This is a genomic window from Halomicrobium urmianum (assembly GCF_020217425.1).
GTDB classification, from domain to species: Archaea; Halobacteriota; Halobacteria; order Halobacteriales; family Haloarculaceae; genus Halomicrobium; species Halomicrobium urmianum.
This window is the reverse complement of sequence record NZ_CP084090.1, coordinates 88844-111649: the sequence shown is the minus strand read 5'-3', so window position 1 is coordinate 111649 and position 22806 is coordinate 88844. Positions and strand designations below refer to the sequence as shown.

Annotated in this window: 24 protein-coding genes and 1 tRNA gene; 10 read left to right on the top strand and 15 right to left on the bottom strand. The window is 68.7% G+C overall.

Annotation, left to right across the window (positions count from 1 at the left end; genetic code table 11):
• Nucleotides 1-24 precede the first annotated feature (24 nt).
• Complete coding sequence (locus tag LCY71_RS00595) at nucleotides 25-978, bottom strand: Rv3626c family coenzyme F420 biosynthesis-associated protein (protein ID WP_225334431.1); 954 nt, start codon at nucleotides 976-978, stop codon at nucleotides 25-27.
• 131 nt (nucleotides 979-1109) lie between these two features.
• Nucleotides 1110-2678 (bottom strand): cupredoxin domain-containing protein, encoded by a 1569-nt coding sequence (locus LCY71_RS00590; protein WP_225334430.1) that lies wholly within the window; start codon nucleotides 2676-2678, stop codon nucleotides 1110-1112.
• 511 nt (nucleotides 2679-3189) lie between these two features.
• Between LCY71_RS00590 and LCY71_RS00585 the strand changes: the two genes are divergently transcribed.
• From LCY71_RS00585 to purF, 4 genes are all read left to right on the top strand, one after another.
• Nucleotides 3190-4248 carry a M20/M25/M40 family metallo-hydrolase gene (locus tag LCY71_RS00585; RefSeq protein ID WP_225334429.1) on the top strand — a complete coding sequence of 353 codons (1059 nt, stop codon included), beginning with the start codon at nucleotides 3190-3192 and terminating at the stop codon, nucleotides 4246-4248.
• Nucleotides 4249-4389: 141 nt separating this feature from the next.
• Nucleotides 4390-4572 carry an LSM domain-containing protein gene (locus LCY71_RS00580; protein ID WP_225334428.1) on the top strand — a complete coding sequence of 61 codons (183 nt, stop codon included), beginning with the start codon at nucleotides 4390-4392 and terminating at the stop codon, nucleotides 4570-4572.
• Nucleotides 4569-4742: a 50S ribosomal protein L37e gene (locus LCY71_RS00575; RefSeq protein ID WP_225334427.1), complete on the top strand. Its 174-nt coding sequence runs from the start codon at nucleotides 4569-4571 to the stop codon at nucleotides 4740-4742. Before LCY71_RS00580 ends, LCY71_RS00575 begins: the two co-directional genes overlap by 4 nt.
• 9 nt (nucleotides 4743-4751) lie before the next feature.
• On the top strand, nucleotides 4752-6197 hold the full coding sequence (gene purF, locus LCY71_RS00570; RefSeq protein WP_225334426.1) for an amidophosphoribosyltransferase: 1446 nt from the start codon (nucleotides 4752-4754) through the stop codon (nucleotides 6195-6197).
• 37 nt (nucleotides 6198-6234) lie between these two features.
• On the opposite strand, the gene LCY71_RS00565 is transcribed toward purF, so the two are convergent.
• The gene (locus LCY71_RS00565) at nucleotides 6235-6795 is read right to left on the bottom strand and encodes a DUF420 domain-containing protein (protein WP_225334425.1); all 561 of its coding nucleotides are present in this window, start codon (nucleotides 6793-6795) and stop codon (nucleotides 6235-6237) included.
• Between the two features lie 71 nt (nucleotides 6796-6866).
• Between LCY71_RS00565 and bcp the strand changes: the two genes are divergently transcribed.
• A complete protein-coding gene (gene bcp, locus LCY71_RS00560; protein ID WP_225334424.1) occupies nucleotides 6867-7319 on the top strand; it encodes a thioredoxin-dependent thiol peroxidase in 453 nt (150 codons plus the stop codon).
• 54 nt (nucleotides 7320-7373) lie between these two features.
• Here the strand turns inward: bcp and LCY71_RS00555 are convergent, their stop codons facing one another.
• A complete protein-coding gene (locus LCY71_RS00555; protein ID WP_225334423.1) occupies nucleotides 7374-7562 on the bottom strand; it encodes a hypothetical protein in 189 nt (62 codons plus the stop codon).
• A 189-nt stretch (nucleotides 7563-7751) separates the two neighbouring features.
• On the opposite strand from LCY71_RS00555, the gene LCY71_RS00550 reads away from it, so the two are divergent.
• The 3 genes from LCY71_RS00550 (at nucleotide 7752) to LCY71_RS00540 (ending at nucleotide 10529) form a co-directional block, all read left to right on the top strand.
• The gene (locus tag LCY71_RS00550; RefSeq protein ID WP_225334422.1) at nucleotides 7752-8534 is read left to right on the top strand and encodes a class I SAM-dependent methyltransferase; all 783 of its coding nucleotides are present in this window, start codon (nucleotides 7752-7754) and stop codon (nucleotides 8532-8534) included.
• Nucleotides 8535-8676: 142 nt separating this feature from the next.
• Nucleotides 8677-10227 (top strand): Na+/H+ antiporter NhaC family protein, encoded by a 1551-nt coding sequence (locus tag LCY71_RS00545; RefSeq protein ID WP_225334421.1) that lies wholly within the window; start codon nucleotides 8677-8679, stop codon nucleotides 10225-10227.
• Nucleotides 10224-10529, top strand: a complete 306-nt coding sequence (locus LCY71_RS00540; RefSeq protein ID WP_225334420.1) for a DUF7513 family protein — start codon at nucleotides 10224-10226, stop codon at nucleotides 10527-10529. The genes LCY71_RS00545 and LCY71_RS00540 overlap by 4 nt, the downstream gene beginning before the upstream one ends.
• Before the next feature lie 192 nt (nucleotides 10530-10721).
• On the opposite strand, the gene LCY71_RS00535 is transcribed toward LCY71_RS00540, so the two are convergent.
• The 3 genes from LCY71_RS00535 to panB all read right to left on the bottom strand — a co-directional run bounded on the left by LCY71_RS00535 (nucleotide 10722) and on the right by panB (nucleotide 14158).
• A complete protein-coding gene (locus tag LCY71_RS00535) occupies nucleotides 10722-12998 on the bottom strand; it encodes a CDC48 family AAA ATPase (protein ID WP_225334419.1) in 2277 nt (758 codons plus the stop codon).
• On the bottom strand, nucleotides 12998-13240 hold the full coding sequence (locus LCY71_RS00530) for a DUF7127 family protein (RefSeq protein ID WP_225334418.1): 243 nt from the start codon (nucleotides 13238-13240) through the stop codon (nucleotides 12998-13000). The genes LCY71_RS00535 and LCY71_RS00530 overlap by 1 nt, the downstream gene beginning before the upstream one ends.
• A gap of 117 nt (nucleotides 13241-13357) precedes the next feature.
• Nucleotides 13358-14158: a 3-methyl-2-oxobutanoate hydroxymethyltransferase gene (gene panB / locus LCY71_RS00525; protein WP_225334417.1), complete on the bottom strand. Its 801-nt coding sequence runs from the start codon at nucleotides 14156-14158 to the stop codon at nucleotides 13358-13360.
• 117 nt (nucleotides 14159-14275) lie between these two features.
• Here panB and LCY71_RS00520 point away from each other — a divergent pair, with 117 nt between their 5' ends.
• A complete protein-coding gene (locus tag LCY71_RS00520; RefSeq protein ID WP_225334416.1) occupies nucleotides 14276-14503 on the top strand; it encodes a DUF5822 domain-containing protein in 228 nt (75 codons plus the stop codon).
• Nucleotides 14504-14506: 3 nt separating this feature from the next.
• On the opposite strand, the gene LCY71_RS00515 is transcribed toward LCY71_RS00520, so the two are convergent.
• Both LCY71_RS00515 and LCY71_RS00510 read right to left on the bottom strand, forming a co-directional pair.
• Nucleotides 14507-15082 (bottom strand): HAD family hydrolase, encoded by a 576-nt coding sequence (locus LCY71_RS00515; protein WP_225334415.1) that lies wholly within the window; start codon nucleotides 15080-15082, stop codon nucleotides 14507-14509.
• Between the two features lie 74 nt (nucleotides 15083-15156).
• Nucleotides 15157-15663: a helix-turn-helix domain-containing protein gene (locus LCY71_RS00510; RefSeq protein WP_225334414.1), complete on the bottom strand. Its 507-nt coding sequence runs from the start codon at nucleotides 15661-15663 to the stop codon at nucleotides 15157-15159.
• A gap of 133 nt (nucleotides 15664-15796) precedes the next feature.
• On the opposite strand from LCY71_RS00510, the gene LCY71_RS00505 reads away from it, so the two are divergent.
• Nucleotides 15797-15881: transfer RNA gene (locus LCY71_RS00505), tRNA-Leu, on the top strand.
• Nucleotides 15882-16193: 312 nt separating this feature from the next.
• On the opposite strand, the gene LCY71_RS00500 is transcribed toward LCY71_RS00505, so the two are convergent.
• From LCY71_RS00500 to LCY71_RS00475, 6 genes are all read right to left on the bottom strand, one after another.
• On the bottom strand, nucleotides 16194-17495 hold the full coding sequence (locus LCY71_RS00500) for a 5'-deoxyadenosine deaminase (protein WP_225334413.1): 1302 nt from the start codon (nucleotides 17493-17495) through the stop codon (nucleotides 16194-16196).
• A gap of 160 nt (nucleotides 17496-17655) precedes the next feature.
• Nucleotides 17656-19482 (bottom strand): FAD-binding protein, encoded by a 1827-nt coding sequence (locus LCY71_RS00495; protein ID WP_225334412.1) that lies wholly within the window; start codon nucleotides 19480-19482, stop codon nucleotides 17656-17658.
• A gap of 2 nt (nucleotides 19483-19484) precedes the next feature.
• Nucleotides 19485-20375, bottom strand: a complete 891-nt coding sequence (locus LCY71_RS00490; RefSeq protein ID WP_225334411.1) for a succinate dehydrogenase/fumarate reductase iron-sulfur subunit — start codon at nucleotides 20373-20375, stop codon at nucleotides 19485-19487.
• Between the two features lie 3 nt (nucleotides 20376-20378).
• Complete coding sequence (locus LCY71_RS00485) at nucleotides 20379-20744, bottom strand: succinate dehydrogenase hydrophobic membrane anchor subunit (protein ID WP_225334410.1); 366 nt, start codon at nucleotides 20742-20744, stop codon at nucleotides 20379-20381.
• A 1-nt stretch (nucleotide 20745) separates the two neighbouring features.
• Nucleotides 20746-21141 carry a succinate dehydrogenase, cytochrome b556 subunit gene (gene sdhC, locus LCY71_RS00480; RefSeq protein WP_225334409.1) on the bottom strand — a complete coding sequence of 132 codons (396 nt, stop codon included), beginning with the start codon at nucleotides 21139-21141 and terminating at the stop codon, nucleotides 20746-20748.
• A gap of 109 nt (nucleotides 21142-21250) precedes the next feature.
• A complete protein-coding gene (locus LCY71_RS00475; protein ID WP_225334408.1) occupies nucleotides 21251-22780 on the bottom strand; it encodes an ATP-binding protein in 1530 nt (509 codons plus the stop codon).
• Nucleotides 22781-22806: the final 26 nt, after the last annotated feature.

Sequence of the window (22806 nt, the reverse complement as noted above, 5' to 3'; positions counted from 1 at the left end):
TCACGGATGGAAATATACCTGGGTTCAGGGATCGACGCGCGCGAGCCAGGCGCGTGGGTTGTCGAGTTCCTCGTCGGTCGGGAGGTTCTCGGGGGCCTCCCAGACCTTGCCGGCGCCGGCGACGCCGCGCTCGTCGGCGACGGCGTCGAAGAAGCGCTTGCCGCGCTCGTACTGGCGGCGCTTCATCCCCAGGCCCAGCAGCCGCCGGACCAGCTGCGCGACGGGGCCACGGCCCTTCCGGCGCTCGTCCAGCTTCCGTCGGAGGTCGTCGAACTCGTCGTCGAACGCCCGGTCCATCACCAGTTCGGCGTATCCCTCGACGGCGGTCATCGTGACGTCCAGTTCCCCGAGCGACTCCCGGTCGAACGAGCCGTCGGTCAGCGCCTCGACGGTCTGTTCGAGGTTCGACTCCAGGTGCTCCGAGAGCCACGGCGCCGCGCCGAACTCCGCGGCGTGGGCCACCTCGTGGAAGGCGATCCAGCGGCGGAACCGGTCGTGGTCCACCTCGAGCATGTCCGCGACCCGACCGATGTTCGGGTGGACGAAGTACAGTTTGTGGCCGGCGTCGGAGTCGGCCAGCAACAGCGGGTCGTACTGGCCGAGGACGTTCCGTCCCAGAAAGGAGAGAGCAAAGGCCATCGACCCGGTGTTGGCGATTCTGGCGAGGCCGGGCATGAGGTCGGCCTGCTCCTCGATCGGACGCATGACGCGCTCGAAGGTGGCGATGTTGGCGTCGATCCAGTGGTGGCGATGCTGGACCTCGACGGTGTCGGGGAGGTCGAAGCCCACGCCGGCCACCTCGCGGACGCGGTCGCGGGCCGCCCGGACGTCGTCGGCGTACGCCCGCTGCTCGGCCTCGGTGAGGTCGATCGAGCCGGGGTCGGTGGCGCCCTTGGCCGCGTCCGCGACGGCGCTCCAGTCGATCGGTCCGTCGCCGGACGCCCCGGCGACGGCCTGCACGCTGCGATACAGTCCCATACGCGTACGACGTGGGCACGGGGCAAAGGCCTTCTCCCGGCGCCGCCGCTATCGTCTCCGGTGCCGGAAAGCGAGAGAAGAGTGACGCACCGAGACGACGGACGCGGCGGGGGACCGCGGCTATCGGACTATCAGTCTCCGGCCGGGGGCTGGGATTCGACCTCGGTCAGGTCGGTCCAGGCGACCTCGCCCTGGTCGGCGATGTTCCCCGGTTCCATCTCGGGCGACTGGAAGACGCTGAGGGCGATGTCGGAGACGCCGGCCTGCGCCGGCCCGACGCCGTTCCCGCCCTGCGCGGTGCCGGTGTCAGTCTCGTTGCCGAGTCCGGCCTCGGTCTCGTTGTCCTCGGTCTCGTTGCCGAGTCCGGCCTCGGTCTCGTTGCCGAGGCCGTCGTCGGTCTCACCGTCCGTCGCGCTGGCGGTGTCGTAGCCCTCGGGGACCTCGCCGTCCTCCTCCATCACGACGACGCGGACGACCATGCCGAACTGCTCGTGGGGCAGGCAGAACAGGTCGTAGACGCCGGTCTCGTCGAACTGGTAGTACCAGGTGTCGCCGGCGGTGATCGGCGGCGACGAGAAGCCCGGCGCGCCCTCGGGGATCCGCTGGGGCAGGTCGTAGTACCGCGGGTTGTAGGCCGTGACGGTGTGGACCTCCTCCTGGGGCTGGAAGGCGACGACGTCGCCGGGCGACACGCGGACGCCGACCGGGTCGAAGTAGAAGTCCGGGAAGCCCTCCTGCTCCTGCTGGGTGAACGCTGCGGCCTGCTCGTCGGTCGTGTCGTTCAGCGCGCCGTCGGTCTCGTTGTCCGACTCGTTGCCCAGTAGCCCGTCCGACTCGTCGTCGGACGTCTCGTTGCCGATGGCGCCGCCGTCGGTCTCGTTGTCGGCCGTCTCGTTGCCGAGACCGACGTCCGTCTCGTTGTCCGACTCGTTGTCGAGTCCGGTATCGGTCGCGTTGTCCTCGGTCTCGTTGCCGAGGCCAGCGTCGGTCTCGTTGTCGGCCGCGTCGCCCTCCTCGTCGGGGAAGACGACGTCGGCGTCGCCGACGTTCATCGTGATGGTGACCGCGGGGTCGAACTCGTCGTCGTCGGACGCGCCGGGCGCCTGCGCGCCGCCGCCGGTCTGGTTCCCGTCGCCGGCGTCGTCACCGTTGTCGAGGAACCCGGGCTCGACCAGGCCGTCGCCGTCCTCGTCTCCCTCGGGCGTGTCCTCGGACTCGACGTCTGCGGGCTCGTCGTCGCCGAGGCCGACGCCCGTTCCGTTGTCGGCCGTCTCGTTGCCGATGGCGCCGCCGGCAGTCGCGTTGTCGGCCGTCTCGTTGCCGAGGCCGGTGTCGGTCGCGTTGTCGGCCGTCTCGTTGTCGGTGATGCCGACGGCCGATTCGTTGTCCTCGGTCTCGTTGGCGGCCAGCCCGTCCGATTCGTCGGTCGCCGTCTCGTTCGTTTCGTCGTCGACAGCGCCGCCGGCGTCGGTCCCTGCGGCCGCGCTCCCGGGTACGAGATATCCCGTGTAGGGATCGATGCAGGCCTCGCAGCGGTCGGCGGAGACGCCTCCGTCGCCGCCGTCGTCTACCTGTGCTGCGCCGCTCCCCAGTCCCCCTGTGAGCGCCAGCGACGCGCCGCCGGCGCCCATCAGGGCGAGCATCGAGCGGCGATCGACCGCGAAGCGTCCGTCGTCGGTCTGCTCGTTGTCGTTCGACATTGCGCTCTCGCCTTCGGGCTTTCCCGCGAAAGTCATACGTCGGCTAGCGAGCAGAAACCCGGGATTAGGGACGGTGACGTCACGTCCGCTCGCCGCCCTTTATTCGCGTCTGCGCGGCGATGGCGCGCCCCTTTTAAAGCCACAGCGTCCGACTGGGCCGCCGTGGCCGCGACGGCTGTCGCGGTTCGCGTAAGCGCCGAATACTAAGGGGTATCTCCGGTTGCGGGGACCTCGCGGGCGAAATCGAGTGCATTGGTATCTATTACCTCGATACGACGACCCATTGGTTCGGGGTTAGATGCCTATAGTAGAAATTGAAACTATTCACACATCGAGGGGCACCCCGGGTACCCCTCGAGTGTGTCAGTGCGTTCAATTTCTACTGTACCAGGGTTTGCCCGGGCGAACGTCGGCCGGATCGACGTCGATCGTACCGCCTCGCGGTCGGCAACTACTCGTCGCCGACCGCGGACCCGCGGGCTTCATGGCGGCGCACGCGTAACCGGCGGACATGGACGAGCGACGACGCGAGTTTCTGGAGGACCTACTGACGACCGCGGCGCCCTCCGGGTTCGAGGCGGAGGGGCAGCGCCGCTGGATCGACTACGTGAGCGAGTTCGCCGACGAGGTCCGGACCGACGACTACGGCAACGCCGTCGCGGTTCTGGAGGGCGGCGAGCCGACGGTCGCCCTGGCCGGCCACGGCGACGAGATCGGGTTCATCGTCCGGGATATTACCGACGACGGCTTCGTCCGACTGGAGCGCATCGGCGGGTCCGACCGGACCGTCTCGCGGGGCCAGCACGTCCGGATTCACACGACGGACGGGACCGTCCCCGGCGTCGTCGGCCAGACGGCCATTCACCTGCGGGATCCGGCGGAGGACGAGGTCGCAGACGTCAACGAACTGTACGTCGACGTCGGCGCGGAGGACAGCGACGAGGCCGAGGAACTCGTCGACCGGGGCGATCCGATCACCTTCGACCAGACCCTCTCGGAGCTGGAGAACGGCCGGCTCGCGGCCCGCGGGATGGACAACCGGGTCGGGATCTGGGCCGCGGCCGAGGGGCTGCGGCGGGCCGCCGAGCGCGGGACGGACGCGACCGTGGTCGCCGTCTCGACGGTCCAGGAGGAGGTCGGCCTGCAGGGCGCGCGGATGGTCGGGTTCGACCTCGAACCCGACGCCGTCGTCGCGACCGACGTCACCAACGCGACCGACCAGCCCGAGTCGCCGGGCAAGCGCTCGACCGGGGTCGAACTCGGCGGCGGGCCGGTGGTCTCCCGCGGCAGCGCGAACCACCCCGTCGTCGTCGACGCCGTCCGCGGCGCGGCCGACGACGCCGGCATCGACGTCCAGCTGCAGGCGACCGGCAGCCGGACGGGCACCGACGCTGACGCCTTCTACACGTCGCGCGGCGGCATCCCCTCGCTGAACCTCGGCCTCCCCAACCGGTACATGCACACGCCGGTCGAAGTGATCGATCCCGACGACCTGGACGCCGCGGCGGACCTGCTGGCTGCGTTCGCTGCCCGCGCCGGCGAACACACTCCCTTCTCCGTCGACGTCTGACAGCGGCTGTCGCCACTCGTTACCCGTACTGCGGGGCGAAAACTTGTAGCGGGGCCGTAAAACGGGGCCGACAGTCGCTCCGAGCCTCGAACTGGACGTGCAAGCGGTACGTTTAAGCGGCAGACGGGTCGCCGTTCGGGTATGAGTGGACGACCGCTGGACGTGCTGGAGGCGTCCGTCGGCGAGACTGTCACGGTAGAGCTCAAGGGCGGCCAGACGTACGAAGGAGAGCTTTCCGGCTACGATCAGCACATGAACCTCGTCATCGAGGGCGAAGACACAACGATTATACGCGGCGACAACGTCGTCTCGATACGTCCATGACTGGCGCTGGAACCCCGAGTCAGGGTAAGAAGAACACCACGACGCACGTCAAGTGCCGACGGTGTGGCGAGAAGTCGTATCACGCGAAAAAGAAGGTCTGTTCGGCGTGTGGCTTCGGCAAGTCCGCCAAGCGCCGCGACTACGAGTGGCAGAGCAAGGCCGGCGAATAACTCCAGACCATGCACGAGAAGTGCGGCGTCGTCGGCATCGCGCTCGAGGACCGTGACGCCGCCCGCCCCCTTTATTACTCTCTCTACGCCCTCCAGCACCGCGGCCAGGAGTCGGCCGGCATCGTCACCCACGACGGCTTTCAGCAGCACAGCCACGTCGAGATGGGCCTCGTGGGCGACGCCTTCGGGGCCGACGACCTCGAATCGCTGAACGGATCGAACGGCGTCGGTCACGTCCGCTATCCGACATCGGGCAGCGTCGACGCCTGTTGTGCCCAGCCGTTCTCCGTTTCCTTCAAGAGCGGGTCGCTGGCGTTAGCCCACAACGGCAACCTCGTCAACGCCGAGGCGATCCGGGACGAGCTGGCCGAACTCGGCCACGCCTTCACCAGCGACGGCGACACGGAGGTCATCGCTCACGACCTGGCGCGCAACCTGCTGGAGGCCGACCTCGTCCGCGCCGTCAAGCGGACGATGTCACGCATCCACGGGTCGTACTCGCTGACGATCATGCACGACGACACGGTGCTCGGCGTTCGCGACCCCGAGGGCAACCGGCCGCTGTGTATCGGCGAACTGGACGACGGCTACGTCCTCGCCAGCGAGTCGGCGGCCATCGACACCCTCGACGGCGAACTCGTCCGGGACGTGAAGCCGGGCGAACTCGTCGTCCTCCACGACGACGGCAGCGGGTTCGACACGTATCAGCTCGTCGAGCAGGACCACACCGCACACTGCTTCTTCGAGCACGTCTACTTCGCGCGGCCCGACTCCACCATCGACGAGAAGCTGGTCTACGACGCCCGCCGCCAGCTCGGTCGGGCGCTCTGGGAGGAGTCCGGCGTCGAGAGCGACGTCGTCCTCCCAGTGCCCGACTCCGGGCGCGCGTTCGCCTCCGGCTACGCCGAGGCCGCACAGGACGACGGGGCCGACATCGAGTTCGCCGAGGGGCTGATGAAGAACCGGTACGTCGGCCGGACGTTCATCATGCCCACGCAGGACGAGCGCGAGCGGGCCGTCCGCCTGAAGCTCAACCCGATCAAGTCCACCATCGAGGGGAAGACGGTCACCATCATCGACGACTCCATCGTCCGCGGGACCACCTCGTCGCAGCTGATCGAGCTCCTGAAGGACGCCGGCGCGGAGGAAGTCCACGTCCGCATCGGTGCCCCGGCGATCGTCTCGCCGTGTTACATGGGCATCGACATGGCCACGCGCGAGGAGCTCATCGCGGCCGGCCAGGACGTCGAGGACGTCCGCGACGAGATCGGCGCCGACTCGCTGTCGTACCTCTCGATCGAGGCCGTCGCCGCGACGCTCGACAGCGACCGGCAGGACCTCTGCCTCGGCTGCGTCACGGGCGAGTACCCCTACGATATCGAGGACGAGGCGACCGACCGCGACGTCAGCCGGCCGGTCATCGGCGGCGACGCGTCAGTCGAGGCCGACGACTAGCCGATTCGGTTCCGCGCTTCTCGCTTTCCGCTCCGTTTCAGTACGCCCAGTACAGCAGCGCGTAGACGACGATGCCCAGCGCGAACGAGACCAGCCACAGCGCCGCGGCGACGCGGCCGGCGCGCGGGTGGTTCGTCGCCCCGAGTTCCCCGACCGGGTGGCCGTAGGCCAGCAGGAGGACGTAGTACACCAGCGGGATGGAGACGACGGCGAGCAGCATGTGGATCCCCAGCACGGGGTAGTAGACGTACGTCTCCACCCACCCGGGTCCGGCGAACCCGGTCGGTCCGACGACCGAGACGCGGTAGAGGTAGAGGCCGAGGAAGGCCACGAACAGGCCGAAGGTCGCGAGCATCAGGCGGCGGTGCCGCTCCACGTCGCCCCGCCTGATCGCGCGCACGCCGCCGACGATGGTCGCGATGGCCGCCGCGCTGACGGCGGCGTTGACGTGTGGGATGGCGCCGAGGACGGGATCGGGCGCCGCCGGGAGTGCTGTGACGGGACCGACCTCCAGCACTGCGCCGAAGACCAGCGCGAGCGAGACGACGGTCAGGAGGGCCGTCAGCTCCGGGACTCGCTCGCGGACGCGTCGTTGCATACCCGAGGGTTAGACCGGACTCCAAAGGACGTTGCGATGGGCCTTTGGCGTCGGCCCCACAGCTGTCACGCATGCTCAGTGACGGCGAGACAGCGCCCGACTTCGAGTTGCCGGACCAGAGCGGCGAGCCGGTCGCCCTGTCGGACTACGAGGGCCGGCGCGTCGTCCTGTACTTCTACCCGCGGGCGGACACGCCCGGGTGTACGACCGAGGCCTGCGGCTTCCGCGACGAGTGGGACGCGTTCGAGGACTGCGACGTCGCCGTGCTGGGCGTCAGCGACGACCCCGTCGGCGACCTCGCGGACTTCGCGGACGACTACGACCTCCCCTTCCGACTGCTGTCGGACGAGGACGGCGAGGTGGCCAGTCAGTACGACTCCTACGGCGAGAAGAACATGTTCGGAAACACGTTCGACGGCGTGTTCCGGAACACGTACGTGATCGGCCCCGACGGGACCGTCGAGGCCGTCTACGAGGGCGTGGACCCGGAGGGCCACGCCGAGGAGATTCTGGGAGACCTCTGAGCGGGCTGCGGACGGGGCTCACCGACCGCGACGTCGACGCGCCGGGACGACCGATCAACGGCGGCCGCCGTCGGTCATCGCCACGGTGCCGTCGTCACCCGTGTCGGGTCGTGCCCGCTCCCGGACTCCGGGGTGACAGGACTCGCAGAGCCAGGCCAGTTCGCGGTGCGTCATCGGTTCGCTGTACTCCCGGTGTCGCCAGACGCGCGGTACGGACGCGCCGCAATCGTCGCATTCTGCCATGGTAATAGATACCACGGCACAGTGCCCTTATAGTCGTTTCCCTAGTCCGACTGTTACTCCTTCGGGAGTCGTGACGTCATTACAGACCTTAAACGCCGCGTCGGCGGGCGGTCCGACGGGACGGAGATGGCAGCAAGCGGTACCGAGTCACAATAACGCACATCACTCCGCCCGGAGAAGGTCGGAGCGATGACGGACGCGTTCGGCCGGGCGATTCTCGATCACCATCGCGGTGAGCGCGAGGTCAACTGCAGGGAGGCCTCGGAACGAGCGAGCGGGAGTGAGCGCAGCAAACGACACGCGAGCCGCGAGTCGCCGCTGTGGCAGTGCGATGGCGAGGAGCGACTGCGCCATCCCATCGAGGACTTCTACTTCGGCGAGTTCGATCCGGACTCGGAAGCCGGTGCGTGGCTCGTCGAGCGACTGGACGGGCCGCTCGTGGACCTGGGTGCCGGCGCCGGACGCGACGCGCTGTACTTCCAGGAACGGTTCGAGACGGTCGCCCTGGAGGTGAGCGAGCGCCTGCTCGAGACGCTGCGGGAACGCGGCGTCGAGGACGCGCGGCGGGGCGACATGTTCGACCTCAGATCGCAGTTCGAACGCGACCGCTTCCGGTCCGCGCTGGCGCTTGGTACGCAGGTCGGCCTCGCCGGCTCGATGCGGAGCCTCCGGGAGTTCCTGGGCGACCTCGCGCACGTCACGACGCCCGACGCGACAGCCGTGGTGGACATGTACGACCCCGAGTACGGGGACGCCGACGAGATGCTCGGGTTCCGGGCCGACCCGACGCCCGGCCTCGCCTACCGCGTCACCTGGTTCGAGTACGAGGGCGACGCCGACGAGGCGCTACTCTTTCGCCTGTTCTCGCCGGACCGACTGCGCGAGGCGACGGCCGGCACGGGCTGGGCGGTCACCGACGTCTACCGGCCGGGCGACGCGTACTACTACCGGGCGGCGCTGGCGAAGCGGTGAACGGCCCGGAAGGCCGGGCGAGACTGACTCCCGCGCAGGCGAGCGGGGACGCCGTTCTCGAGCCCTTCCGCCTTCGCCCGCTGTATGGTTAGATTACTAATACTTATGGCGGACCAGTGAGGAATGTCAACTCGTCCCACATATGGTGGACGAGTTCGACACCCCGGAACTGGACGACGGGTCGGACGACGAGGAGGGTCCGGCGATCGAGTTTTACGGCGGGAAGTGGATGAGCGCGCTGCCGATACTGCTGTTCATCGCCTGGGCGGTGGTCCAGAGCGCGCTGTTCCGCATCGGCAACGCCGGCGGACTGGTCGCGGGCATGCTGCTCAGCCTCATCGTCGGCATGCTGTTCGTGAAGGGCGACTGGAAAAGCTACGCTAACACCATCTTCGAGGGGATGACCCAGCGGGTCGCGGCCACGGCCATCGTGGCCTGGCTGTGGGCCGGGATGTTCTCGGCGACGATGCAGGCGGGCGGGTTCGTCGAGGGACTGGTGTGGGCCGCTGACGCTGCCGGCGTCGGCGCGGCGCTGTTCCCCGCGGCGACGTTCGTCCTGGCCGGCCTCCTGGCGACGGGGATCGGCACCGGCTACGGGACCACGGTGGCGTTCACCACGCTGTTCTTCCCGGCCGGCGTCCTGCTGGGCGCCAGCCCGGTCCTGATGTTCGGCGCCATCCTCTCCGGGGCGGTGTTCGGCGACAACCTGGCACCGGTCAGCGACACGACCATCGTCTCCGCGGTGACCCAGGAGGCCGACATCGGCGGCGTCGTCTCCTCGCGATTCAAGTACGCGATCGTCGCGGCGGTCCTGGCCTTCGCGGGCTACGTCGTCGCCGGCGGCGCGATGCCCGGCATCGAGATCGGCGGTAACGCGGGCGAGATCCTCGTCGAGAACAGCGATCCGCTGGGCCTGATCCACCTCGTCTCGATGGGAATCGTCATCGCCACTGCGGTGAAGGGCCGGCACATCGTGGAGGCCATCTCCTGGGGAATCGTCGCCGCCGTCGTCTTCAACGTGGCCCTCGGCCTGGCGGCGGTCAGCGAGATGCTCGTGTTCCAGGTCCCCGGGGACGCGCCGCTGGCCGGCGCGAGCGTCCTGCCGTTCGTCGAACTGGTCGAGTCCGGCGAGGCCGCCGTCGGCGGCAGCATCTACGATGGCGCTGCCGGCTTCTTCCCGCTCAGCATCCTCGTCCTGCTGATCGTCGCCGCCGCCTACATCATGATCCGGGGCGGCGCTTTCGAGGCGCTGCTCGACTGGTCGATGAACAGCCTCGCCCGCTCGGTCCGCAGCGCGGAACTGACCATGGTCGGCTCGACGGCCCTGATCAACACCATGATAACGATCAATACCGCGGCCGAGATCGCCATTGGCCCCTACATCAAGAACGTCGGCGACCGGTTCAACGTCAACGGCTACCGTCGCGCGAACATCCTCGACGCCAACACGGCGGCGATGGGCTACATCTTCCCGTGGTCCGGCGGCGTCCTCGTCGGCTTCGCAGCGATGCAGACCCAGGTCGTCACGCAGTTCGAGTGGTTCACGCAGGCCATGGTCGTGAACCCGGTCGACGTCATTCCGTTCGTCTTCCAGGGCTGGCTCCTGTTCGCCGTGTTCGTCGCCTCCGCCTGGACCGGTTTCGGCCGTGAGTACACCACCGACCGCCGCACTGAGGAGGTGTCCCGCGTATGAGCTTCAGCGAGCGGTACTTCGGCGAGTCCAGCTTCCTCCGGCAGTACTTCAAGGGCTGGCACTTCCGGACCGCCACTCCTTCCTTCGACCCGGGCGAGGAGGTCATCGTCACGCTCACCGACTACGACGAGGGACGGGGCCAGGTGTTCGCTCGCGTCGGCGACAGCCGCCTCTACGCAGAGGACAGCCACGGCGAGTCCGCCGTCGGGAAGCGCGTCCGCTTCCGCGTCGAGTCCTTCGATGCGGACGCACACGAGGGCGAAGGCGAGGTGCTGGAGATCGTCGGGGAACTCGGGCTGTAGCCCGGGCTCTTCGGCGCTGTCGCGGAAAAAGTTGTTGCGGTACGGTCTAGCATCCGGCGCGCGAAGCGCGCCGGTTCACTTCTCGCTCGCTTCGCTCGCGAGAAGAGAGTTTTTAGCGTAGATTTTTACGACGAGTGGTTCCCGCAGCGAGCGAAGCGAGCGAGGAAACCCGAGGAAGTAAAAAGGTCCTTCTTACTGGAACGTGCGGCTCGCGGTGGCCTCGTCGTCGAGGCCGGCCTCGGTGTGGTCGAACCGCTGTTCGATCTCCTCGTAGCGCTCGCGGACCTCGCTGTCGACGCTGGCGCCGACCTCGTCGAGGGCGTGCTCGAAGTGGTCCATCGTGATGCGGACGTTCCCGACGGAGTCGTCGATGTCCTCGGGGTCGACGCTGTTGACGAACTCGCGGGTGGCGGCCATCGAGGCCTCGCGGGCGAGGGCCTCGAGGTCTGCGCCGACGTAGCCGTCCGTGCGGCGGGCCAGCGAGTCGAGGTCGACGCCGTCGGCGAGCGGCTTGTCGCGGGTGTGGACCTCGAGGATCGCGCGGCGGGCCTCCTCGTCGGGCACCGGCACGTGGACGTGGCGGTCCAGGCGGCCGGGGCGGATCAGCGCCGAGTCGATGAGGTCCGGGCGGTTGGTCGTCGCGATGACGACGACGTCCTCCATGTCCTCGATGCCGTCGAGTTCGGTCAGCAGTTGGGAGACGACGCGTTCACCGACGCCGGAGTCGGTGGTGCCGCCGCCCCGCTCGCCGGCGATGGAGTCGATCTCGTCGAAGAACACCACCGTTGGGGCGTTCTCCCGGGCCTTCTGGAAGACGTCGCGGACGCCCTTCTCGGACTCGCCGACGTACTTGTTCAGCAGCTCGGGGCCCTTCACGGAGATGAAGTTCGACTGGGCCTCGTTGGCGACGGCCTTGGCGAGCAGGGTCTTCCCCGTGCCCGGCGGGCCGTACAGGAGGACGCCCTTGGCGGCCTCTAGGTCCATGGCCTCGAACACCTCGCCGTACTCCAGCGGCCACTGGATGGTCTCGCGCAGGCGCTCCTTGGTGTCCTCGAGGCCGCCGACGTCGTCCCAGGTGACGTCGGGGACCTCGACGAAGACCTCACGCAGGGCGGAGGGCTCGATGCCCTTCATCGCCTCGCGGAAGTCCTCCTCGGTCACTTCCAGCGCTTCCAGCACCTCGGCGTCGATCTCGTCGCTCTCGAGGTCGATCTCCGGGCGGACGCGCCGGAGGGCGTTCATCGCGCCCTCCTTGGTCAGCTGTTCGAGGTCGGCGCCGACGAAGCCGTGCGTGTTCTCGGCGTACTCCTCGAGGTCGATGTCCTCGGAGAGGGGCATCCCGCGGGTGTGGACCTGCAGGACCTCCTTGCGGCCCTCCTTGTCGGGGACGCCGATCTCGATCTCGCGGTCGAATCGGCCGCCGCGGCGGAGCGCGGGGTCGACGGCGTCGACGCGGTTGGTTGCGCCGATGACGATGACGTCACCGCGCTCGTCGAGGCCGTCCATGAGGCTGAGCAGCTGCGCGACGACCCGACGCTCGACGTCGCCCTGCGTCTCGCCGCGCTTGGGCGCGATAGAGTCGATCTCGTCGATGAAGACGATGGCCGGGGCGTTCTCCTCGGCCTCCTCGAAGACCTCGCGGAGCTGCTCCTCGGACTCCCCGTAGTACTTCGACATGATCTCGGGGCCCGAGATGGTCGTGAAGTAGGCGTCGATCTCGTTGGCGACGGCCTTGGCCATCAGGGTCTTCCCCGTGCCCGGCGGGCCGTGCAGGAGGACGCCCTTCGGCGGCTCGATGCCGAGCTGCTGGAACAGCTCGGGGTGGCGCATCGGCAGCTCGATCATCTCGCGGACCTGCTCGAGCTCGTCGTCGAGGCCGCCGATGTCCTCGTAGGCCACGTCGGGGGTCTCTTCGCCGCCGCCGGCGCTGGCGGCGCCCTCGGCGATCTGCTCGGCGGGCTTCTCGGAGACCTCGATCTCGGTCTGGTCGGTGATCACGACCGTGCCGGAGGGATCGGTCTCGGCGATCCGCAGCGGAATCTTCTGGCCGGACATCGACGAGAGCGGCCCGAGGCCGAAGCTCACGGGGACGGTCTGGCCCTCCGTGACGGCCTGGCCGCTGAGGTTGTTGCGGATCATCGGGCCGACGTTACCCCGGACCCGGAGGTTCTGGGGCAGGGCGACCGTCAGGCTCTTGGCGGGGTTGACGTCGGCCTTCTCGACCTCCACGCGGTCGTCGATGCCGACGTTGGCCTCCTGGCGGAGCTGGCTGTCGATCCGGACGATGCCCTTGCCCTCGTCCTCGGGGTAGCCGGGCCAGACGCGGGCGACTCCGCGGTCGTTGTCGTGGCCCTGGATGACGACGTAGTCGCCGTTCTCCAGGTCCATCTCCTGCATTGCCGCGCGGTCGACGGCGGCCAGTCCGCGTCCCGCCTCGCTCTGCTTCAGGGGTTTGACAGTGAGCTTCATTAGTGGGCCTCCTCGTTCACTTCGACAGTGAGGACTCCGTTGCGGATAAGCACTTCCGCGTCCTCTGCAGGGACCTCAAACTCGTACTGCTCACCGTCGGCGACCACGATGACCGTCCGACCGACGACGTCGACCGACGCGTCCGGTCCGGCGCCCACGTCCGCCGCGAACACCACCGTCCCGTCGTCGTACTCGAGCTTCCGAAGCGGGGCGTCGCCCAACTGCTGCTGGTGGTTTGTCATGCTAACCCCAAGTTAGTGTCCAAGATATATAAGCCTTGTCTGAGAATACGCCGTACGGTAAAAAGAGAGCGGAGAATAGTCTGTTTGCGGTTCAGGGTTCGGGGCCCCTGCGGGCGGTCAGTACTCCAGCGACTCCTCGACGTGGCCGTGCTCCTCGCGCGGGAACTCGCCGGACTCGACGGCGTCGACGTAGGACTCGAGGGCCCGCTCCATCTCACCGCGGACGTCGCCGAACCGCTCGGCGAACGGGGCCGTCCCCTCCGTGAGCCCGATCACCTCGTCGATGGTCAGGACCTGCCCGTCGCAGTCCGGCCCGGCGCCGATCCCGACGGTCGGGATGTCCAGCGCCTCGGTCACCGCGGCGCCGAGGTTCGACGGGACGTGTTCGAGCACGAGCGAGAACGCGCCCGCGTCCTCGTGCTCGCGGGCGAGGTCGATGATCTCCTCGGCGGCGTCCTGATCGGTCCCCTGCCGGAACAGGCCCGTCTCGTTCTCCCGCTGGGGCGTCAGGCCAAGGTGGGCCTGCACGGGGACCCCGAGGTCGGTGAGCCGCCGGGTCAGTTCGACGGTGTGGGGGCCCGATTCGAGCTTGACGGCGTCGGCTCCGGCCTCCTTGACCATCCGGCCGCAGTTCTCGACGGCCTCGCCCTCGTCGGCGCCGTATGACAGGAAGGGCATGTCCGCGACGACGAACGCGTCGTCGGTCGTCCGGGCGACGGCCGCCGTGTGGCTGGCTGCCTCGTCGACGGTCACCGGAATGGTCGAGTCGTAGCCCAGCCTGAGGTTCCCCAGCGAATCGCCCACGAGCAGGACGTCCACCCCGGCGGCCTCCGCGAGCTCGGCCGTCGGTGCGTCGTATGCCGTCAGCATCGTGACCGTCTCCTCGCCGGCCATCTCCCTGATGTCCTTCGCGCGCATGCGTTTGTCTCGGCGTGCGTCCGGGTTAAGACCTGTCACTGATTCCCGTGGCGCGCGACCGGCTCGCGAGCGCCGATCATCGAAACCGTTTACCGCGACAGCGCAGAATCGGGGCCCGTGCCAGCGCGCGAGACGACGAATCCGGACGGGATCGACTACGGGTGGGTCATGCAGGTCACCTTCGTCGCCACCATCGTCGTCGGCGCGCCCACCGTCGCCCTCCTCTCGACGACGACCGAACTCGCCTCGTGGACCGAGCGAGCGCTGTTCGCCGTCCGCGTCGGTGCGCCGATCTGGTTTCTCACCTCGATCGCGGCGTACCTGTACGCCCGGCGGGAGGCGTAGCGCTCACTCGCCCCGCTCGCTCGCCCACTCGAAGTCGAAGCCGGCCGCCTCGGCGGCCTCGGCGTCGCTCCGGGAGTCACCGACGAACAGCGACTGCTCGGGGTCGACGCCGAGTTCGTCGGCGATCCACAAAAGCGGCGTCGGATCGGGCTTGCGGGCGTCCAACGAGTCCCGGCCCACGACGGCGTCGACGTGCTGGTCGGCCCCGTGCAGTTCCAGCGCCCGGCGGACGGCCGCTTCGCAGTTGAGCGAGACGACACCCGCGGGGACGGACAGCGGGAGCTCGTCGACCAGCGTCAGCAGCTCGGAGGACTCGGCCCCCTCGACCTCGTGGTCGGCGATGACCGACTCGACGACGTCACGGTGGCCTCGCCGTTCGGCGTGGTCGAGCATCCCCCACAGGTCGCGCCCGTCGGCGTCCACGTCGCGCTCGCGGAGGGCGGCGTCGGCCTCCCGACGCACGGTCTCCCAGTCGACGTCGAGCCGCACGAGCGTCCCGTCGAGGTCGTAGACGACGGCGTCGTAGTCGTCGGTCACGCCCGTTCGTAGCGCCGGACACCGTATCAAATCGTCGGTCATTGCGTGACGACTGGTCGGCGCGCGGCTGGGCACGGGCGGGGCGCTGCGAAAAGCAGGCGTCCGTGACCGACGGCTCAGCTCTCTTCGGAGAGATCGACGTCCAGGTACTCCTCGAGCTTCCCGACGACGGAGCCACCGACGTTCGCCTGCGTCGCGCGGCCCTGCTCGACGGCGAGGACGTCCGCCTCGTCCTCGTCGATCTCCTCGGCGAGTTCCTCGGTCTGGAGGCCGGCCTCCTGCCGCGCCTCGACGACGCGCCGCCCGTAGTCTCTCACGAGGTACGGAAGCTGATCGCCCTCGTAGTCGGTGCCGTGCTCCTCCCAGTGCGTGGAGTCGCCCTGGGCCGCGTCGTGGATCCTGGCGGCGTTCTGCGCCGCGCGTCGGTCCCGGTCGCGGTTCTGGTCGTCGCGCGAGCCGCTCGCTCCGCGGGTCTCCCCCTCGCCGTGCTCGGCGCAGTCCGGGCAGACCTGCAGGGTCGCGCCGGCCACCGTGGCCTCCCGCAGGTCTCGCTCGCTGGCGCCGCAGAGCTCGCAGCTCTCGCCGGCCCCGCCGCCGCCACTGCCGGTCGAGTACTTGGCCATGCGCGCGATACAGTGTTGCCCGTATTTGAAACGTCCGCTTCGCCGTCAGTGCCACACTGTGACGGGGCGGGCGCAAACGAAAGCCCTTTTATTCGGCCACGGGATACGACGAAGTGCACGCAAGAGACAGCGAGCGTGGGTAGCCAAGCCAGGCCAACGGCGCAGCGTTGAGGGCGCTGTCCCGTAGGGGTCCGCCGGTTCAAATCCGGTCCCACGCATCGCACTGGTGGACGACGTCCGCCACTTGCGCGGCGACCCCGCCGCGCCGATGCACGGTGCGCTCCCTCGATGGGACTGCACCCACGCACAATTCCTTTCCGGAGCAACACTCGATAGCGGGTGCGCCGTCCCCACTGCCACCCCAGATTTTCAACGTTAATAATTAGAGAGCCAGGTTTTAGTGATAGAAACAGCTACGAGCAGATACGGCACCGTTCCGGTGCCGGTTCCACCCCCACCACCCCACCCCACCTTTCCTGCTTTCGCGGACTCCGGATCGACCAGCGGTTCGCTCGTTCGCCGGCGGCCCGTCAACCATCGGTCAACTCGGCTGCGAACTCCGAAGCCCGCGACGTGACCGCGTCCGCGTCGACGGCGGCGAACTCACCGTCGTGGTACACGACGTCGCCGTCGACCATGGTGAACCGCACGTCGTCGCCATGGGCGGCGAACACCAGGTGCGAGACGGGATCGTGGACCGGCGTCGCGCGCGGTCCGTCGGTCGACAGTCCGATCACGTCGGCGCGGTAGCCCTCGCGGAGGGCGCCGACACGCTCGAAACCGGCGGCCGTCGCGCCGCCCGCCGTCGCCATCTCGAAGACGGTCGACGCGGGCAGCGCCGTCGCGTCGAGGCCGTCGACCTTCGCCAGGAGGCTGGCCTGGCGCATCTCCGTGAAGGGGTCGAGCGTGTTGTTGCAGGGCGGCCCGTCGTTGCCGAGCCCGACGGTGACGCCGCGGTCGAGGTAGTCCTGAACGGGCGCGACGCCGCTGGCGAGTTTCATGTTCGAGGACGGGCAGTGGACGACGCGCGTGTCGGTCTCGTCGATGATCTCCCGCTCGCGCTCGTCCGTCCAGACGCAGTGAGCGAGCGTCACGTCCGGGCCGGTCAGGCCGACCTCGTCCAGCCACGCGACGTTGCGCCGCCCGGTCCGCTCCTCGACGGTCGCCACCTCGTCGCGGTTCTCGCTGGCGTGCGTGTGGACCCTGACGCCGTCGTGCGAGTCCGCCAGTTCGCGTGTGCCCCGCAGGCACGCCTCGGTGCAGGAGACGGCGAAGCGCGGGGTCACGGCGTAGCGGATCCGTCCGCCGGCGGCTCCGTGGTACTCCTCGATCAACTGCTCCGACTCTCGCAGTCCCTCCTCGGCGTCCTCCTGAAGCCCGTCCGGGGCGTCGTAGTCCATGAGGACCTTCCCGAGGCGTCCGCGGATGCCCGTCTCGACGGCCGCCTCAAAGGCCGCCGCCGCGTGGTTGACCGAGAGGTGGTCGAGGACGGTGGTCACGCCGCTCCCGAGACACTCCAGGTAGCCCAGCGTCGCCGCCGTCCGGGTCGCCTCCGGCCCCATCGCGGCCTCCAGCGGGAGGACGTGGTCCTCCAGCCACTCCAGCAGGGGCGCGTCGTCGGCGATGCCCCGCCCCAGCGTCTGGATGGAGTGGACGTGCGCCCCGACCAGCCCCGGCGCGACGACGTCGAACGATCGACGCTCGTGGTCCGGATAGCGGTCGGCGGCCTCGCTGCGCTCCCCGACGAAGACGATCTCGGCGCCGTCGGTGACGACTGCTCCGTCTTCGACGGTCGTCTCCGCGTCGGCCACGACGGTGCCCGAGACGATCATGCGTCCTGTGAGTGGAGGGGAGCGCCGATATGTGTTGGGCCGCCCGGCGCCGGACGCGGCGAGCGCGGGCGTGACACACGGGCGTCGAGCGGCGCCTGTCCGCGGCCGCGAGCCGGAACCGTCAGCGGCAGAAAGTGACGACCGGAAAGCTACGGCGCAGTCAGTAGCTGCGCTCTTTGGGCTCGTACTCGTTCCACTGGCTCTCCAGCAGGACGGGCTTGTAGTACAGCTCCGGCGTCCCGTCGTTCCAGGCGAGCATGGTGTGCTTGATCCACTCCTCGTCGCGGCGCTCCTGGAACTCGGCGCGCCAGTGGGCGCCGCGGAACTCCTCGCGGGCCAGCGCGCCGAGGGTGATGGCCTCGGCGACGTCGAGGATGTTCCGCGTCTCCATGGTGTGGATCAGGTCCGTGTTGTACGTGCGCGAGGGGTCAGCGACGGCGACGTCCTGGTACCGCTCTCGGCCGGCACGGATGTCCCGCAGGGCCTGCCGCAGGTTGTCTTCCTCGCGGAACACGTTGACGTTCTCGGTCATCGTCTCCTGGACGTCCGAGCGGACCTCGGCGTGGTTGATGCCGTCCTCCTCGAGGAACGACTCGACGCGTTCGCGCTCGCGCTGGACGGCGTGTTCGAGCACCTCGTCCGGCTCGACCGCCGCTCCATCGGCGGCGACGTCGTCGCTGCCCGCGTCGACGGCACCGGGCTCGACGGGCGGTTCGACGTCGCCCGGCTCGCTCTGTGCGGAGGGGCCGGTCGAGATCTCCGACTCCTTCATGTCGGCGCCGGCGGCGTGGCGACCGGCGCGGGCACCGAACACGAGCAGTTCGGGCAGCGCGTTGCCGCCCAGGCGATTGGCGCCGTGCAGGGAGACGCAGGCCGTCTCGCCGGCGGCGTAGAGGCCGTCGACGCAGGTGGCGCCGTTCTCGTCGCACTCGATGCCGCCCATGGCGTAGTGCTGGCCGGGCTTGACGGGCATCGGCTCGTCGAGGCCGTCGACGCCCTCGAAGTCCTCCGCGAGGTGGAGGATGTTCTCTAGGCGGTCGAGGATGCGCTCCTCGCCCAGGTGGCGCATGTCGAGGTGGACGTACTCGTCCTCGATGCCGCGCCCGTTGTTGACCTCCGTCAGCTCGGCGCGGGAGACGACGTCGCGGGAGGCGAGTTCGCCGTCGTTGTTGGCGTAGCCGTACTCGAACATGAACCGCTCCTCGTCGTCGTTGTAGAGGATGCCGCCCTCGCCGCGGACGCCCTCGGAGATGAGCACCCCCGTGGAGGGGAGCGTCGTCGGGTGAAACTGGATCATCTCCATGTCCTCCAGCGGGACGCCGGCGCGGTAGGCCATGGCGCAGCCGTCGCCGGTGTTGGCCACGGCGTTGGTCGTGTGGTCGAACGCCTGACCGAGGCCGCCGGTGGCGAGGATGACGCCGTCGTTGGCGCGGAAGCCCTCGACGTTACCCGTCGCGATCTCGTAACCGATGACGCCGTGACACTCGCGGTCCTCGGGGTCCTCGTGGTCGGTCACCGCGAGGTCGGTGACGTACCACTCGTCGTACACCTCGATGCCCCGCTTGACCACCTGCTCGTACATCGTGTGCAGCAGGTGGTGACCGGTCTCGGCGCCGGCGTAGGTGGTCCGCGGGAACGACATGCCGCCGAAGGGGCGCTGGGAGGCGCGGCCGTCGTCCTCGCGGGAGAACGGCATGCCCCAGTGCTCCAGCTGGACGACCTCTTCGGGGGCGTCCTGCGCGAAGACGTCGATGGCGGGGGCGTCCCCGAGGTAGTCCGACCCCTTCATCGTGTCGTAGGCGTGCAGGTCCCAGTCGTCGCCCTCTCGGAGCGCGGCGTTGATCCCGCCCTCGGCCGCGCCCGTGTGGCTCCGGACCGGGTGGAGCTTGGTCACGAGCGCGACGTCGGCGCCCTCTTCGTGAGCCGCGATGGCCGCTCGCAGGCCGGCGCCGCCCGCGCCGACCACGATTACGTCGTGTTCGTACATTGTTACCAGAACTTGAGGTTGTTCTTGACCGATTCCCGCTTCAGTTCCTGGATGTGCTCGGTCAGCGGGATGTCCTTCGGGCACACCTCGGTGCAGGAGAACTGGGTCTGGCAGCGCCAGACGCCGTGTTCCTGCTCGACGATCCGCAGGCGCTCCTGCTTGCGGTTCTCGCCCTCCCGCTCGTCCATCGCGAACCGGTAGGCCTTGTTGATGGCCGCCGGGCCGAGGTACTCGTTGTCCCCGGCGGCGATGTTACAGGAGGACATGCAGGCGCCACACCAGATGCATCGCGTCGACATCTTGATCTTCTCGCGGTTCTCCCGGCTCTGGCGCTGCTCCTCCATCTCGTCGTCGGGCAACTCGTCCGGGTCGAAGTACGGCTCGACGGCGTGCATCTGCTCGTAGAAGTGCTCCATGTCCACGACGAGGTCCTTGACGACCTCCTGGTGGGGGAGCGGCTCCACGCGGATGGTGTCGCCGTCGAGGTCCGCGATCTGGGTCTTGCAGGCCAGCCGCTGGCGGCCGTTGATGAACAGGGCGTCGGAGCCGCAGACGGCCTGTCGGCACGAGTGGCGGAAGGTCAGCGACGAGTCGTAGTGGTCGCGCGAGTAGATGAGCGCGTCCAGCACCGTCATCCCCTTGTGGAAGGGGACGGTGAAGTCGTCGAACCGCGGTTCTTCCTTGCCCTGGACCTCCGGATCGTACCGGAACACCTTCAGCTCGACCGCCTCGTCGAACTCGTGGGCGGCCTCTTCGGCCTCCCGACGGGCCTCGTCCTCGACGGCCCGCTCGGCCTTCTCGCGGCGGCGCCGGTCGCCCGGCGACTCGACCGCCGTCTCTGTCTCCGTCTCTGCCTCCGTCTCGTCCGATTCCTGTTGTTCTATCGTACTCATGATTTAGAGGAAGCCGTTCATGGCGAGCGCGACGCGGGTTCCCTGCGCGACCAGCAGCACGCCCGCGACGACCAGAACCCACTTGACCGTGCGCTTGCGCGACCCTTCGAGGCCCTGGTTGATGAATGCGTTGTACACGCCGTTGACGCCGTGGAAGGTGGCGGTCACGAGGAACAGCCACATCGTCGCGAAGTAGCTCACCTGCCGCATCCGGGCCTGCGTGCCCGCGAACGTGATCTCGGCGGCGTGGTTCACGAAGTGCAGCAGGAAGAAGTGGAACGCCAGCACGCCGATCAGGAAGACCGCCGTGAGCCGCTGGAGGAGCCAGCGCCGGCCGCCCCGCTCGAAGGAGGAGTAGTGCTCTGCCATGTTAGATCAGTGGCTCCCCGAGGAAGGTCGGCACGCTCGCGACCGTGATCGCACCGGTCAGCACGAGCGACGCGTAGAAGCTTTTGTCCTGTGCCTCCAGGCCGACGCCGAGGTCGACGAACAGCAGGCGGATCCCGTTGAGGATGTGGAACACGGCGACCGCCAGCAGGCCAACCTCCATGAAGCGTACGATCAGGAGCGCCTCAAGGCCCTGAAGCGTGTTCGTGTAGAGGTCGGCCCCCTGGGTCGCGGTGCTCAGCACCGCGATGTGGGTGAAGAGATAGCCCACGAGCACCCAGCCGGTGAACTTGTGGAAGATCCAGGCCCACATCCCGGCCGCGAACTCCCGCCACCGTCCGAAGTCCTCGACGGTGCCGCGATTGTAAGACTGACTCATACAACCGGCACTTGGAGCGGGGACAAATAGAAGTTTCTACAGCGTCTCCGGGCCGTCCCGAAAGTGTTCGACAGTCGTCCGGTTTCCCGCCGCTGGAGTCACGCGGCTGTCAGCGGTGACCGGTGGAGCCGTCCTCGACGCGGACGACGTCGGCGATCTCGAACCGGGCACCCCCGTCGTCGGCGTCCGTGACGGACACCGTCCAGTCGTGAGCCTCGGCGATATTCCTGACGATGGCCAGGCCGAACCCGGTGCCGTCGTCGCTGGTCGTGACGCCGCGCTCGAACACTTCGTCGCGCAAGTCATCGGGGACGCCGGGGCCGTCGTCGGCCACGTAGAACCCCGTCTCGAGGTCGCCCACCGTCACGGTGACCTCGCCGTCGGGGCCGGCGGCGTGCTCCACGGCGTTCTCGTGAGTCTCTGACGAACGAGAGCCTGTCGAGCCGTGTTCGACGGCGTCCTGACGAGGCTGCGAGTCAGGGCTCGTGGAGCCGTGCTCCACGGCGTTGCGGAAGACGTTCTCCAGGAGGCGCTGGAGCCGGTCGTAGTCGGCGCGGATTCGGTGGCTCACCTCGACTTTCAGATCGGCCGCGCCCGTGTCGACGCTCTGCCAGGCGTCCTCGGCGGCGGTCGCCAGGTCAGCGACGTCGGGGTCCTCGACGGTGCGGCCCTCGATGACGAACGTGCGGACCTCGTCGATGAGCGCGGAGATGCGATCGAGCGCGTCGGTCGCCGGCTCGATCCGCGGGTGATCGACGTCGTCGTCGACCGCCCCGAGGCTCGTCCGCGCGACTGTCAGGGGGTTGCGGAGGTCGTGGGAGAGGACCTCGGTGAACTCCTCCAGGCGCTCGTTCTGCCGTTCGAGCTCGCGCTCGTAGCTCATCCGGTCGGTGACGTCCATCGTCACGCCGACCAGCCCGACGACGTCGCCCTCGTCGTCGTAGCGGGGGACCTTGGTCGTCGACGAGAAGAACGTCTCCCCGAGCGGCGTCGTCGACTCGTCGACCCTGTCGTACACCGTCTCCTCCTCCTCGACGACCTGCCGATCGTCCTCGACCGCCTCCGCGGCGAACGCCGGATCGTACAGGTCGAAGTCGGTCTTGCCGTGGATGTCCTCGGGGTGGTGGTGGTGCTTGCCGTCCGGTCCGACGATGCAGCTGTCCAGGTCCGGACAGATCATGTGCTGGCTGACCCGCTCGTGGCGGCTCTGTCGGTCCTTGAAGTACACCGACATCGGGATGTGCTCCAGCAGGGAATCGAGCATCTCGCTCTCCCGTTCGAGGCGGCGCTCGCGTTCGATCCGTCCCGTGACGTCCCTGAGGGTCCCGACGACGTCGCCCTCGTCGTCACCGGTCCACTCGCCCTCGACGATCGTCCGCCGGTTCTCCGGGTCGGCCAGCTCGAACCGGACCGTTCGCTCGCCCTCGATCGGTCCCTCGAGGGCGTCGTCGACCCGCTCCCTGTCGGCCGGCGCGACGTGGTCGAGAAAGCGGTCGCCGGCGAGCGCGTCGGCGTCCCGTCCGAGCAGCGCGGCCGTCGACGGGTTCGCGTAGGAGATGATTCCCTCGCTGAGGACGCAGAGGGCCGTCGGGGCGCTGTCGGCCGCCTCCAGCGCCGGGGAGGGCCGGTTCGAAACCATTGGCGAGTCACAGGACAGCCAGCGAG